Here is a 14,434-nt window from a genome sequence, read left to right as displayed (position 1 = left end):
TAGCCGCGACGGCTTTACTATCCTGCAGGGCAGCTTATTTTTGTCACACTATTGATCACCACATCGACAACTGGCACGTCTGAATAAACCCCCTGCTTAGCGGTAGGCGTAATACTTACCTGATCCACCACTTCCATACCTGTGATCACTTGACCAAACACAGCATAACCAACGCTGCTGGCACTATAGTCAAGCTGAGGATTATTTAAGGTGTTGATAAAAAACTGCGAAGTCGCGGAATTAGGAACATTGGTGCGGGCCATCGCGATGGTGCCTCTAAGGTTACTAAACCCAACGTTAGCCTCATTCACAATCGGTGCACGGCCTAGTTTATTAACCATACCCGTGGTAAATCCACCACCTTGGATCATAAAATTATTGATCACTCGATGGAATAAGGTTTGATCATAAAACTGTTCATCGACATAACTGGCAAAATTATTCCCCGTCACTGGCGTATGGGTATTATCGACCGCTAAGCTAATCTCGCCCATTGTTGTGTCCATCAAATAACAAAGATCAGCTGAAAGCTGAGGGGCTGGCCCAGGAGTCGGCGGATTCGGAGGGGTGACATCTTCGCCAGCACCGCCACATGCGGATAAACTACTTACCAGTACGGCTAATGCTGCAAGTTTTCTCATCAACGACTCTACCCTATAATTTGTGAACCAATTCACGCAAATGTTAAGAGTTCGTCAACGAGAAAACAATAGCAGATACAAGTTGTTACTTTAGTTCTGATACATTCAAGAAAAAGTCTAGCCACGAATTTTTTGTATACCAGACATAATAACCAATGCTAATGCACCTGCCAGCACCCCAAATAGGGTATTAAGTAAACTCGGCGTTATTACTGCTAATATAGGACCAATCATTGCCAATTCAGCCACCCAAGCAGCCACATGAGCAATCGGTTCACTCACCACATGCAATCCATGGGTTAAAATTCCCCCACCGACCATAAACATGGCAATGGTGCCAATCACGGTTAGTCCACGCATTAAATAGGGCGCTGCGTTAACAAGCCCCCCACCAATCCACCGACCGAAGCGGGTCCATAAACGCTCCCCCTGACGCTGGCTTAAATACAACCCAGCATCATCAAGTTTTACTATGCCGGCAACTAATCCATAAACCCCTATCGTCATTAAAACCGCGATCACCGACAACGTGACCACTTGAGTCAGAAAACTACTGTGGGCGACAACCCCTAACGTAATAGCGATAATCTCAGCAGACAACACAAAATCGGTACGAATAGCACCAGCGATTTTTTGCTTCTCATAAGCTTGCAGATCTTCTGCTGCTTTATCTAGCTCGGCTTGACTCACGCCATCATCGCCTTTTTGGCTCATAGAGTGATAGAGTTTCTCAAACCCTTCAAAGCAAAGAAAAAGTCCGCCAAACATCAAGAGCGGCGTCACCGCCCAGGGAATAAAAGCACTGATCAGTAGCGCTGCAGGAACTAAAATGCACTTGTTACGGAACGAGCCCTTGGCCACCGCCCAGACAACAGGCAGTTCACGATCGGCGTTTACCCCGGAAACTTGCTGAGCGTTTAAGGCAAGATCATCACCAAGTACCCCTGCCGTTTTGCGTGCCGCAACCTTACTCATCAGCGCCACATCATCTAAAATTGCTGCAATATCATCTAATAGGGTTAAAAGACTTGCGCCTGCCATACCTTCTCCTTTTTTAACTATCCTTCTACTGCAGGCGGTTACCCACACTCAATAACTTCACATTTGTAGCAGTTATATCCGCTAAATTACTCTTACAAAGCAAGTTTTACTAGCACACCTACCTGTAAATCACTAAAGAATACTGCCTTTTTGATGCATTTATAGCCAAACTTCACCGATAACCCTTTACGTGAATTAAACAAACTGAGCCATTTCACATATCCCTAACAGCAACTCGGGGTATAATAGGGTCAGACTATTTCTACATCCTTACAGGAACAACTCATGACTCAAGATGAAATGAAAAAGGCTGCTGGCTGGGCAGCACTTCAATACGTTGAAAAAGATAGTATTGTTGGTGTGGGTACTGGCTCAACGGTCAATCACTTTATCGATGCTTTGGCAACAATGAAAGCCGATATTGAAGGTGCAGTTTCAAGCTCTGAAGCATCAACTGAGAAGATGAAAGCCCTAGGTATTCCAGTGTTTGATCTTAACGCTGTCGATGATCTATCAGTGTATGTTGATGGCGCGGATGAGATCAATGCTCACATGGATATGATCAAGGGTGGTGGTGCGGCATTGACTCGTGAAAAAATTGTCGCTGCAGTCGCTGATAAATTCATCTGTATTGTTGATAATACAAAAGAAGTCGACATTCTTGGTGAATTCCCACTGCCCGTTGAAGTGATCCCGATGGCCCGCTCTTATGTCGCACGTGAGCTGGTTAAGTTAGGCGGTGACCCCGTCTACCGCGAAGGCGTTATCACGGATAACGGCAATGTGATCCTTGACGTTTACAACATGAAGATCGTCAACCCAAAAGAGATGGAAGAGAAAATCAACCAGATCGTTGGCGTTGTCACTAATGGTTTGTTTGCAATGCGCGGCGCCGATGTGCTGCTTGTAGGGACGCCCGAAGGTGTTAAAACCGTAAAGTAATGGCATACCCAGCCGTTATCTAACATTAAGCCACCTATTGAGGTGGCTTTTTTATAACCCATCTACAATACTAGGCGTTCAGCTGTAGCAACGCTGATTGTGATTATTGAGGCTCACATTGAGAAAAATTTTAGTCTTTGGCAACTCAGGTTCAGGAAAGAGTACGCTAGCAAAGCGATTATGCCAAACAGAAGCGCTTGCCCATTTAGATCTTGATACCCTTGCCTGGCAAGCCACTATGCCGCCACAGCGCCAACCCATTGAGCAATCTCAGGCCGCTATTAATCACTTTACCGACAGCCATGAAAATTGGGTGATAGAAGGCTGCTATAGCGATCTTCTTCAACTACTGCTCGATAAGGCAACCGAAATAGTCTTTATGGACCTACCTATCGAACAGTGCATCAATAATGCAAAAAACCGTCCTTGGGAGCCGCATAAATACGCCTCCCCAGCCGACCAAGATGCTAACCTCGATATGCTTATTCAGTGGATACGGCAGTACGAAAACCGTCAAGACAGTTTCTCTCGCCAGGCCCATCGCATGCTGTACCATAGGTTTAGCGGTATTAAACAGCTCAAGGACTCAAATGACAGCACGTATTGAGATCACGCAATTTCAAGCCATACCTAACGTTGGAAAGGCAACCGAGGCGGACTTGCGCCAGCTTGGTTTCGCAGAGCCAATCGAATTGGTCGGTCAAGACCCCTACCAGATGTATGACAAACTTTGTCAAATTACCGAGCAGCAACATGATCCTTGCGTTATCGACGTATTTATCGCTGCGGTGCGATTTATGGAGGGAGCCCCAGCAAAAAAATGGTGGGCCTATACTGCTGAACGTAAAGCTCACCTTGCATTGCAAGCATTAAACTCACACAAAAACGGCACCTAACAAGACGACACTAGTGACACGCCTATCTGTTTGATGCCACTATAATCACTCTGCTCTACCACCGACATTGAGTAAAAATCTAACCATGCTGACCACCTTAGCCATAAGTAACTATCGCTCTCTTAGAGAAGTAAAAGTGACACTCAAACAGCTCAACTTAGTCACTGGTGCTAATGGTTGCGGTAAATCTAACCTCTACAAGGCACTGCGTTTACTCGCACAAACCGCCCAAGGTGGCGTGGTCAATGCGTTAGCGCAAGAGGGAGGATTGGAGTCCTGTTTTTGGGCTGGTCCAGAAAACATCACCAAAGGCATGCTCACGGGTGAAACTGCCATTGAACCGACCGTCCGCCAACAGCCTAAGCGATTAAAGTTGGGATTTGCTAGCGAGGAGTATAGCTACCTTATTGAATTGGGGCTGCCTAAGCCTGATTCCACCACCCTATTTGGGCTCGACCCACAAATAAAACGTGAAGCGATCTGGGTGGGCAACAAATATCGCCCCGCGTCGGTACTGGTTGAGCGACGTGGCCCAGTGGTCAAAAGCCGTGCAGAGCATCAAAAGCAAGCTGGCTGGCAAACTATCGGTCAACACATGCAGCATGGTGACAGCATTTTTAGTGAACTGGCCGATCCTGAGCGCACACCTGAAGTCATTCGCCTACGCGACACAATTAGGGCTTGGCGGTTCTACGACCACTTTAGAAGCGATAGCGATGCGCCCGCACGTAAACCTCAGTTGGGAACACGCACCCCAGTGTTACATCACGATGGACGCGACTTAGCTAGCGCGATTCAAACCATTTTTGAAATTGGCGATAGAGATGGTTTTAATGATGCGGTCAGTGATGCATTCCCTGGTGCCACAGTCACCGTTCACTATAATGCAGGCTTACTGAATATCGGTTTTCAACAAGAGGGCTTACTTCGGCCTCTGAGTGCAAGCGAGCTGTCTGATGGCACGTTACGATACTTACTGTTAATTGCTGCTCTACTCACACCCAGGCCACCAGCACTGATGGTGCTCAATGAACCTGAAACCAGTTTGCATCCCGATCTGTTGCCAGCACTGGCGCGACTGATTGCCAAAGCATCAAGCCTATGCCAAGTGTGGGTCGTTTCCCACGCCAATCGCCTTATCAATGCATTAAATGAATTTGAGCAGTGCCACCTCATTGAGTTAGATAAACAGCTTGGACAAACACACATTTTGGGGCAAGATATTTTGACGACGCCCAGTTGGAACTGGCAACAAAAAGCCTAAGCTTTCGTTGCCAGTTTACCTTGCAACTTGCTACTGTCCGCTCAATCTTTTCCCGAACGAGATAGCGTACGCAGTCGAGCGTATTTTTAAGACAGGATCATCGCTAGGTTCAATACCTTTCGCTAATCGATTCGGATCAAAGTTGATCGGCTCACAACTGACATCACCACTATCACGGATGCTCAATGTTCCTAGGGTCACCACTTCGCGAGAATCAGGCCACATCAATGAGGGGTTATTGGTTTCATCTTCCTCATGTCCAATTACAGCCTCTAATTCATAATTTATAGGTCCTTGAAGCAACTGTTGCTCAAGTTTATTGGCCAAAAAAGTATCTGGGAGCTGCTCCATCTGCGCGTCAGTCAATAAAACCTCTCCCTCTTTAGGCACTAAGCGCCACTTAAACTTGGTTTTTTTACCTTGCCCATCAACAAAGTAAAAAGCATGAATACCATGATAATTAACGGATGTGTATGCGCTTGGGGGGTTATGAGCTTGCAACCAGTTAAACTGCGGCAAAGTGCTCGGATGATCATGGCGATATTGCATGATCTGACTGCCATCGACCTTGCCTTGCTCATTGGGCAGCAAAGTTTCCAGCAAGCCTAAAAAGACTTCTGGAGACTTACCAGGGAACACGGGGGTCGTTAGGCCAGCAAGGTTATGAACGCTGCCATCTGCCATCGTCAACTTGACGCCAATACCGCGAGGGCTTCGGGCTGTTTCACTGGCGTGAGGATTACCGCCCGCCATGGAAAAGCGAATACTTGCAGCCGATTTTCCACTGCTAAATAGAGGGCTGTCTGAATATCGGCGACCTACTTCAGTAGGCATAAACTCACCAATGGCGCACACCCCTTTGGCGTGACCTTTACGCACTCCGGGGTGTTTACCCGCAAGTTTCTCAAACACATCAATAAAGTCGTGGCCTGTCACGTCCGCGTGAAGCGGCCCGCTTACGGTGATTAGTGATACCAAGCATACAGAGGTCGATAGCCATTTATAGTGCACAATTTCTCCAGAAAACATTAACAAATAAGAATGATAATCAGTAAGACCGCATTTAATCGCATTTTATTTCCTAGAAAATATTAACGAGCTAATCGCTATCGCGTGCCAATATCTGCTATAAAATTTTTTGGAGAGGAAATACTGAGAGAAGGGGTGCACTCAACACTCTAATCACGACTCGGTGCGCTAATGGTATGCGAACAAACAGTTAAGCCATACAACATGGCTTAACTGTTTGTTGTTATTCTAGTTACGTAGGCACTGGCTATAAGGAGAAGTTGGCGATAGTTTTCTGAATACCCACCACATCGGTACCTTTTTTTAGTTCTTTAACTAAAGGATCTTTCTGACCAGAGATCCACAGCTTTAACTCAGAATCCATGTCAAAAGTTCCGGCCGTTTCCACCTCAAAATGGGTGATAGCTTTATAGGGTACTGAGTGATAACTGACTTTCTTACCCGTCATCCCCTGCTTATCGATGAGAATAAGGCGCTTGTTAGTGAACACAAACATATCGCGCACTACCCGGTAAGCCAATGCTAACTGCTCATTATCGCCCATAATTGGACCTAACTCTTCAGCCAACTCATCTAAATTTACCTCTGAAGCATTGCCCATTAGCGCGTCGAGTAATCCCATAGCCATTATCCTTAATCTAGGCCGCGATAGCGGCAAAAAATATATAGGTGTTTAACTTACCCATAAAAAACCGATTGTCCAATAGCAAATGGGCAGTTATTGTGCATTAAAACTTATACCCTCTAATGCCTATCGTATTTTCCCTTACCAGCATGGCTAAGGTTAGTTGGTAACTCCTATAAAAAAATCGCCAATTGGCGATTTTTTAAGGGTTAGGCAGTTCCAGCAATTAGTCGCTCGATTTAACCTGACGATTTTCTGCAACCACCAGCATCTCACACTTAGGGCAATCAAAAACCAGCTTTAATACGTCTTTACCTATCTCCAATACCATAGGGTCAGCTTTGATCCCCGGCACCTCTTTTGGACACAGATTGAAATTAAAGCGTAAACAATGTTTAGTGACCATTAATGGCACATCTTCTGTCACGCCATTTTTCTCATAGGTATCTTGAATATCGATAACGCCATGGCGAGAATAAAAGGCTTTGGCCTGTTCATTAGCCACATTACCCAAATAGCTTAGGTGTTTAACTGGATAAGTCGCTTCTTGATTATATTTCCATGCTTTTGGACGCTGATAACCATCAACTCGTGCCAGTTCTAATGCCGCAACCGTGTCACGACGTAATCCATTTAACATTGACGTTGGGATAAACCAGGTTTGCGCGGTCTCGATGGCGATCTTACGCGCCTTGAAATCAGTACTGCCTAACTTAGCCAATTGCTTACGCAGCCCCTGTTGCGTTTTTTCCACATCGGTTGCCACGGTTTTTTCAACCACTAATGACTGGCTAGCGCTATGACCATAGCTATCGGTCATCGTCAAACAAACACCGTCATCGGTATCGGTTAACTGTAGATCAACCCCAATAACACGTTTAGATGACTCTTTAGCTAATACCGCTTCAAATGCCTGATTATGGTTACGATAGATAGTCATACCTACCTGTAACTCTTTCGGCACGCGAGTAAGGTGCAGCTTAAGCCCATCGGCGCGATTAACCCGCATTCCTTTTAACTTGTCATCAGACTGTTTAGCTTCGGTGAAATTACTGGTGAAAAAGCATAACCCATCACCATTATTGAAGCTTTCCTCTGAGCTCACCTCAATAAAGTCACTACCAATACGTTTTACCTTGGCAACTTCTTCACCAATGTACTTTGGCGAGCGAAAATCATTCATCCCTTGGCTGCGCTCATGCACAAAATAATCAGTCTTGCCGCGGTTAAAGGTTTTCTCTGGATCTGGGGTAAAATTATGCTCGCAACGACCATGTGATGAGGCTGTAAACTCAGGGCGTCTCGCGATAATTTTATCTAACTCTTGACGATAATGGGCAGTGACATTTTTAACGTAACTTAAGTCTTTAAGTCGACCTTCAATCTTAAATGAGCGAACCCCCGCATCGATAAGCAGCTCTAGGTTGTCGGTTTGATTATTATCTTTTAACGATAACAGGTGTTCATTCTGTGCTAACACTTCACCTTGGCGAGTTTTTAAATCCCCCGGCAAACGGCACAGTTGCGAACATTCACCGCGATTGGCGCTGCGGTTACTAAAAGAGTGACTGAGGTTACAAAGTCCACTAAATGCAACACAGAGGGCCCCATGAATGAAAAACTCAATTTGCATGTTGGTATTGCTGGCCACATCGCGGATCTGACTTAAGCCAAGCTCCCTTGCCAATACCACTTGAGAGAAGCCCACCTGCTCAAGAAAGGCCACCTTCTCTGGACTGCGATTGTCCATCTGAGTACTTGCATGTAACGCAATAGGGGGAATATCAAGTTGCAAGATCGCCATATCTTGCACAATAAGCGCATCGGCACCGGCCTCATAGACCTCCCAAACCAATTTCTCTGCTGCGGTTAACTCGTCATCCATTAAAATGGTATTGATCGCAACAAATACCTGTGCGTGATATTGATGAGCAAAGGTACATAAACGCGCAATATCTTCAACGCTGTTACCTGCTGTCGCACGAGCCCCGAAGGCTGGACCGCCAATATAGACCGCATCTGCACCATGTTTAATCGCTTCTATACCGTAATCGGCATTCTTAGCAGGAGCTAATAGCTCGAGGCGATTAGACTGTACCTTGACTGGTGCTAGCGATACAGAATCTGGGGTAAAAATCTCAGGCTTGTCCATGGGGGTCTCAATCAGGTCACAAATGGATAAAAAAATAGGGGCGCGATTATAACAGACCTAGCTCACATATCACGGCCCTGATTGATAGATTTTAGCCATTTTTGCACCATTTCGTCTAATAATGCACCGCTATCCAGAGAGTCTCTGGGTGATCGGCAGTCCAGCTAACACGATGTTTACAATGAGCAGGGATAGTAATGTAGTCGCCTTTTTTAAGATGAACCACCTTAGCGTGTTCAAAAACCAACTTAGCTTCACCCTGCAGAACCATCACCCATTCGCTACGATCTTGATCATACCACTGACCTTCTGGCGTCACATGACCCTTGGAGATAATGCGTTCTATCAATACTTTGCCATTATCTTCCAAGGGTTCAAAAACTTCGTTACTCAAGTCGGTTGGAATACCTTCAAACACATTCTGTGGTTTCATTTACTCATCCCTATTAAAAAGACCACCAGATGGCAGCCTTTGATTATGGTTCACAGAAAACTCGCGATCTCATCCAGCGGTTTCTTCTGTAATGCATGCTCTGGCACTGTGGCATCATCGCTTGGGTACCCTGCAATAATCAGCATATAGGGTCGTTCATTACTCTTGTCTCTGCCGCAGACTTTGCTTAAAAATGACATCGGCTTAGGGGTATGAGTAAGCGTTGCCAAACCTGCATGATGCAATGCTTGAATCAAAAAACCGGTTGCGATACCAACCGATTCATGGACGTAATAATTGGTCTTCTGCTCACCCTCTTCCTCATTACGCTTTTTGCTAAAAATGGCAATCAACCATGGCGCATGTTCAAGGTAAGGTTTATCAGCATTCGTCCCAAGCGGCTTTAATGCATCGAGCCACTCTTCTCCAGCCCGCCCAGCATAAAATGCTTGCTCTAACGCTTCTGCTTCATGGCGGATCTGCGCCTTAACTTGTGGACTATTAATGGCGACAAAGTGCCAAGGCTGGTGATTTGCACCGTTGGGGGCTGTACCCGCAGCAAGAATGCATTGCTCAATAATCGCTTTAGGCACTGATCGATTAGAAAATTTTCGTATAGAGTGACGACGCCTTATCTGCTGGTAATTATGCTGTGCGCGATTAAGCATCTCAGCTTCACTGTATTCAATAAAATCACTTAACGGATGATGAACTTGGGACATGTGGCTTCCTTGGCTTAACGATATCTAGACAATCGTTTTTACTTCATTTATTGATAAAAACATGAGTATTTCTATGCTATTCGCACCAAGGGCCACCTAAAGAGAGTTGGCGATGATGCGTCATGGGCAAGTCACTGCTAATAAACAGTATTGTCCCTCTCCCTACATTATCCAAGTGATGCTTAACCATTAGCGCTACATGGCAAGGTGACAAATATCAGTCGGCTAAAGTAGCTAATCTAAGCTAACAAAAAATCGGTTAAGGATCACCCAAGTAATTAGTGACAAACCAAGAACGCTTGGAGCACAAGCTAAGTTATTTATTTGCAACGACCAAATGGTCAATAAAAGGCTATATTTAATTCAAGTTATGATTTTTGAATTGGCTTTTCCACGACTGTACAACGCCGAATGATATCTGTAGGTGACAGAGAGAGTCTACTTTCTAGTCCCTGCTCACATTCTACAATAACAAAAAATAAGTGACTGAATGAGACTGCGCGACTCGTGTGTTTGGTATTGGCTACTAGGAACAATCTTGATGATTGCTTCCACTTCCAGCTTTAGCCTTAATCTGTCAATAGATCATCAATCAACTATCACTGAACACTTTGCCGCGGCTCATCTGCCCTCCAATATAAGCATCAATGATGCACTGCACGCATACAAAAATGGACAGTTTCAATTATTGAGCGACAACGTTGTTAACTTCGGTATTGATTCCCCGCCAATGTGGTTAGCAATAACACTCAGAAATCCTACCAAGATGGCAATCAACAAACAGCTGATCATCGCGAACTCATGGCTGGATAAGCTTGAGATATCTGTCCATCATCAACAAGGCGATATGCGACACTTTTCCAGAGGCGATCATTTCGCTTTTTACCAACGTAATAACAACCAAAGGTTTTTTACTGTCGATTTCGCCTTTCAACCAGGCATCAGTTACCTATTGATTAGGGTCGAGTCGGTGGACCCTATGGTCTTGCCGATCTATCTGGCCGAACAGAGTGACTTTAACTCCCAACTGCTATTTGATAGTTACAGCTATGGTTTTTTATATGGTGCCATCTTCTGCTTATTAGCCTATAACTTTATGCTGGCCGTTGGGTTGAGAAGCATAACGTACTTCTATTACTCATTGTTCTTACTTAGTTTTTTAATTTTGAACATCTCTTATAGCGGTCACGGATTCCAATGGTTATGGCCTCACTCGCCTCAATGGCAACAATGGGCGAACCCGCTGTTAATGGTTATTTTTAATATCTGTGGGTTACTTTTTGCATTGCGATTCTTGGAAATAAGACGCCTGAATTTATCTATTTATCGCTGCGTCATCGCTCTGTGTATTTGCCTATTGTTGACCGTTCTAGGCGCGCTAATACTTGACCAGCAGGGTATCAGCCTGCTGGCTGCTTTTGGCTTCATGTTACTGTTTTCGCTTATTATGCTGTTTTTAGGGGGAATTGCTGTTGCCGCAAGCAATGCTAACGGTAAGCTATTTTTACTAGCATCTATCTCCTCCATGCTAGGTACCGCTACAACGGGTTTGGCAGTCTGGGGAATTATTCCCTATACAAATTTGACATTTAGAGCAGGTGAAGTGGGAATGGTCATCGACATCACCCTGTTGGCGTTAGCATTAGCTCGGAAATTTAGAACAATAGAAAGCGAGAAGCAACATGCACAATATATGGCGAAAATTGACCCGCTAACCGGACTCAATAATCGGCGGGCTTTCTATGAATTAATGCCAGCCATTTGGCAAAGTACAACCAACAAACGTAACCTGACGCTGGCTCTTATCGACCTAGACTACTTCAAACAAATAAATGACACCTATGGACATGTATGCGGTGATCAAGTGTTGAATAAGGTTGGGTCGATACTGATGCAGAATTTAAGAGAAGAAGACATTGCTGTCAGGTGGGGTGGAGAAGAGTTTCTCATCGTGTATCACCATGCCACGCTTAGCCAGGCAGAAATACTCGCCAGCGAACTTGCCAAGCAAATAGCCTCCTACCCGTTTGCTAAGGGGGAGCAAAGATTTACAATCACTGCTAGCATCGGATTAGCAGAGGGGTGCAGCGAATGCCACACACCTGGTCAACTTATTGATAAGGCAGATAATAAGCTTTACCAAGCAAAACATGAAGGTCGCAATCAGATACGTTGTTAGCCTTGTAAAATCATCGATAAGCCCCCACAGAAAACAGCTTTTAACGCCCCAAACCTACTCTTCTAATAACACCTTTAAGTTCTGTAAACCTTGATTTAAGTCTCGAGTAACCATTCCCTCTATATCCATAATTGGTAGAAGGAAATTCATCGGGTAGTCCATGTGACCACTAAATCCCCAGTTCACCTGCGTAGCACTTTCACTCACCGCGCTGGTAGTCATGTAAGCAGGTGATACCGCCTCAAATGGCGTCAGAAAACGCAGCTCATACTCGATACGCTTCTGAGGGTAAATGGCTAAAATTTCCTGCTCACCAGCGCCAACATCTGGATTGGCACTTTGCCAGCTTGATACAAAGCCCACCGTACCATCTTCCCCCTTATACTGCTTGCTCATCGTTGGGTCCATTTGAGCCCAGACACTAAAATCATCTTGATGCTTTAATAATCTCAAGTAAGCAAAAACCTCATCCACCGGACGTTCAATGGTGATTTGCGCATCGACGACATAGTCTTGCTTAATAAACAGTGCAGCAATAAATGGAGTAGCCAATAATAACAGTGCGATAAACAGTATTTTTTTAAGCATCTCATACCCTTACTTTAAGTTGGTAAGCTTTATTGTACGCCTATATCATCATAGCAACGCTTTAATGATCCGTTCTGTTAGTACAGCCAAGAACTCACGCCACCGTCTTAACATAGACAAACTAGGGTCAAATGCAAAGTGTTGATATTCATCCACTATCAATAAAACAGTGAGTGTAATCAGGGGGTCACTATCACCCCTAAAGATAAAAAGGCACCATAGGTGCCTTTTTATCGATAAATACTGTCTACATCTTTATCTAGCGAGCTTCGCCTGCAGCTTTTGATTTTCGGTCTCAATATGCTTATAAAATTCACAATCGGAAAGTTGCGAGGCCGCGGCTTCGTCGAGAACTAATACCGCATCGCGATGTAATTGTAATGCCGATGCAGGGCAAGACGCACTCAATGCTCCTTCAACCGTTGCCCGTATCGCTTCGGCTTTCGCTTCGCCGGTGGCGAGTAGCACAACCTTTTTGGCATCTAAAATTGTTCCAATACCCATGGTTATCGATAAGTGTGGCTGATATTCATCTGCGGCAAAAAAACGCGCGTTATCTTCAATTGTCGCTTTGGTTAATGTCTTCACTCGGGTGCGAGACATTAAGCCAGATGAAGGTTCATTAAATCCGATATGGCCATTACGGCCAATACCCAACAGTTGAATGTCGATACCTCCCGCCGCCGCTATTTTCATTTCATAGCGTTCACATGCTTCGATAGGGTCATCTGCATCTCCTGGGGGGACAAAGGTGTTGGCTGTATCGATATCTAGATGATCAAACAGCTGTTGATTCATGAAGTAGCGATAGCTTTGAGGATGAGCGCCTTCAAGACCTAGGTATTCATCGAGATTAAAACTGGTCACCTTGGCGAAAGAGACCTCACCGGCCTTATTCGCTGCAATCAATTGCTGATACAGCGAAACCGGGGTTGAGCCCGTCGCCAAACCTAACACCGAATCTGCCTTTTTTTGTAACTGCTTAATAAAGATATTGGCGCCATACGCGGCGACTTCAACGCTATTTTTTAAAATTACTATTTGCATAATTTGCCACTCGCCAGACACACAAAATGGAACGACTAAGATGAACCTCCGCTTTTAGTCACCCAAAGTCAGAGTCTTTAATAAGGCGTTATCCGCGAGGTTCACTCATCTGATAACATAACTATAACGACTAATGACAGCGTTGTCATTAGTTAAATAATAGCCATCTTATAACAAAAGGCATCCTATGCCTTAGCAATTATGCTCGTGATATACTCCCAAAATCAGATAGCGGGCAACTCAGCCTCACCTTTGCGATGAAAGAAAAAATGACGACACCCAACAGCCCACAAACGGCCAAACATTACAAAATATTCAAGCCATTTGGTTACCTAAGTCAATTTGTTCCTGAGCGCCGTAAGTCTAAAAAACTCTTGGGGGAACTGGCAGACTTTCCTGCAGGAATGATGGCCATTGGTCGTTTAGATCATGACTCGGAAGGTCTATTGTTATTAACCACCGATGGCATGATGAGCCACAAGGTACGCAGCAAAAAAGTGGAGAAGGAATACTACGTTCAAGTAGATGGTGAGATTGATGTAACATCACTGGATACGTTAAGTCATGGGGTCGAGATTGGCATCAAGGGCGAAAAATATTCAACCTTAGCCTGCCGTGTTTATAGGCTCGAATCTGCACCCAATTTTCCAGAGCGAGGCAGGAAAATTCGCGATGAACGCCATGGTCCCACAAGCTGGATTTCGATAACCTTAACTGAAGGAAAAAACAGGCAAATACGTAAAATGACCGCAGCGGTAGGGTTTCCAACCTTACGCTTGGTGCGCGTGCGTATCGGTAGCATTGGCATTGAAGGGATGACCTCTGGCCAAGTCATCCCCTTAGAAGCGCAGCAACTTTTAGCCAAGCTTGGGTAA

General features: G+C 45.0%; 15 protein-coding genes. 6 read left to right on the top strand and 9 right to left on the bottom strand.

Annotation, left to right across the window (positions count from 1 at the left end; all coding sequences use genetic code 11):
• Positions 1–17 precede the first annotated feature (17 nt).
• Together BEL05_RS15745 and BEL05_RS15740 are read right to left on the bottom strand one after the other, a co-directional pair.
• Positions 18–641, bottom strand: coding sequence for a peptidylprolyl isomerase (locus tag BEL05_RS15745; protein ID WP_069671761.1), 624 nt, complete (start codon positions 639–641; stop codon positions 18–20).
• 117 nt (positions 642–758) lie between these two features.
• The gene (locus BEL05_RS15740; RefSeq protein WP_028762431.1) at positions 759–1,682 is read right to left on the bottom strand and encodes a DUF808 domain-containing protein; all 924 of its coding nucleotides are present in this window, start codon (positions 1,680–1,682) and stop codon (positions 759–761) included.
• A gap of 285 nt (positions 1,683–1,967) precedes the next feature.
• Between BEL05_RS15740 and rpiA the strand changes: the two genes are divergently transcribed.
• The 4 genes from rpiA (at position 1,968) to BEL05_RS15720 (ending at position 4,784) form a co-directional block, all read left to right on the top strand.
• Positions 1,968–2,624 (top strand): ribose-5-phosphate isomerase RpiA, encoded by a 657-nt coding sequence (gene rpiA, locus BEL05_RS15735; RefSeq protein ID WP_028762432.1) that lies wholly within the window; start codon positions 1,968–1,970, stop codon positions 2,622–2,624.
• 118 nt (positions 2,625–2,742) lie between these two features.
• A complete protein-coding gene (locus tag BEL05_RS15730) occupies positions 2,743–3,231 on the top strand; it encodes an AAA family ATPase (RefSeq protein ID WP_069671760.1) in 489 nt (162 codons plus the stop codon).
• Entirely contained in the window at positions 3,215–3,520 is a 306-nt protein-coding gene (locus BEL05_RS15725; protein ID WP_069671759.1) for a helix-hairpin-helix domain-containing protein, read from the top strand. Before BEL05_RS15730 ends, BEL05_RS15725 begins: the two co-directional genes overlap by 17 nt.
• Positions 3,521–3,605: 85 nt before the next feature.
• Complete coding sequence (locus tag BEL05_RS15720; protein WP_028762435.1) at positions 3,606–4,784, top strand: AAA family ATPase; 1,179 nt, start codon at positions 3,606–3,608, stop codon at positions 4,782–4,784.
• Positions 4,785–4,814: 30 nt separating this feature from the next.
• Here the strand turns inward: BEL05_RS15720 and BEL05_RS15715 are convergent, their stop codons facing one another.
• The 5 genes from BEL05_RS15715 to BEL05_RS15695 all read right to left on the bottom strand — a co-directional run bounded on the left by BEL05_RS15715 (position 4,815) and on the right by BEL05_RS15695 (position 9,745).
• Positions 4,815–5,795: a catalase family peroxidase gene (locus BEL05_RS15715; RefSeq protein ID WP_069671974.1), complete on the bottom strand. Its 981-nt coding sequence runs from the start codon at positions 5,793–5,795 to the stop codon at positions 4,815–4,817.
• A gap of 265 nt (positions 5,796–6,060) precedes the next feature.
• A complete protein-coding gene (locus tag BEL05_RS15710) occupies positions 6,061–6,435 on the bottom strand; it encodes a PH domain-containing protein (RefSeq protein ID WP_028762437.1) in 375 nt (124 codons plus the stop codon).
• Positions 6,436–6,664: 229 nt separating this feature from the next.
• A complete protein-coding gene (locus BEL05_RS15705; protein ID WP_069671758.1) occupies positions 6,665–8,590 on the bottom strand; it encodes a peptidase U32 family protein in 1,926 nt (641 codons plus the stop codon).
• A gap of 115 nt (positions 8,591–8,705) precedes the next feature.
• Positions 8,706–9,023 (bottom strand): cupin domain-containing protein, encoded by a 318-nt coding sequence (locus BEL05_RS15700; RefSeq protein WP_028762439.1) that lies wholly within the window; start codon positions 9,021–9,023, stop codon positions 8,706–8,708.
• 50 nt (positions 9,024–9,073) lie between these two features.
• On the bottom strand, positions 9,074–9,745 hold the full coding sequence (locus BEL05_RS15695; RefSeq protein WP_069671757.1) for a nitroreductase family protein: 672 nt from the start codon (positions 9,743–9,745) through the stop codon (positions 9,074–9,076).
• Between the two features lie 541 nt (positions 9,746–10,286).
• Here BEL05_RS15695 and BEL05_RS15690 point away from each other — a divergent pair.
• Positions 10,287–11,924 (top strand): sensor domain-containing diguanylate cyclase, encoded by a 1,638-nt coding sequence (locus BEL05_RS15690; protein WP_069671756.1) that lies wholly within the window; start codon positions 10,287–10,289, stop codon positions 11,922–11,924.
• Between the two features lie 54 nt (positions 11,925–11,978).
• Here BEL05_RS15690 and BEL05_RS15685 read toward each other — a convergent pair whose 3' ends face one another.
• Entirely contained in the window at positions 11,979–12,512 is a 534-nt protein-coding gene (locus BEL05_RS15685; protein WP_069671755.1) for an SRPBCC family protein, read from the bottom strand.
• A gap of 255 nt (positions 12,513–12,767) precedes the next feature.
• Positions 12,768–13,559, bottom strand: coding sequence for a glucosamine-6-phosphate deaminase (gene nagB / locus BEL05_RS15680; RefSeq protein ID WP_028762442.1), 792 nt, complete (start codon positions 13,557–13,559; stop codon positions 12,768–12,770).
• A 269-nt stretch (positions 13,560–13,828) separates the two neighbouring features.
• On the opposite strand from nagB, the gene BEL05_RS15675 reads away from it, so the two are divergent.
• Positions 13,829–14,434, top strand: a complete 606-nt coding sequence (locus tag BEL05_RS15675; protein WP_245687013.1) for a pseudouridine synthase — start codon at positions 13,829–13,831, stop codon at positions 14,432–14,434.

Source organism: Shewanella colwelliana, from assembly GCF_001735525.1.
Lineage (GTDB): Bacteria > Pseudomonadota > Gammaproteobacteria > Enterobacterales > Shewanellaceae > Shewanella > Shewanella colwelliana.
This window is presented reverse-complemented; position numbering and strand designations above follow the sequence as displayed.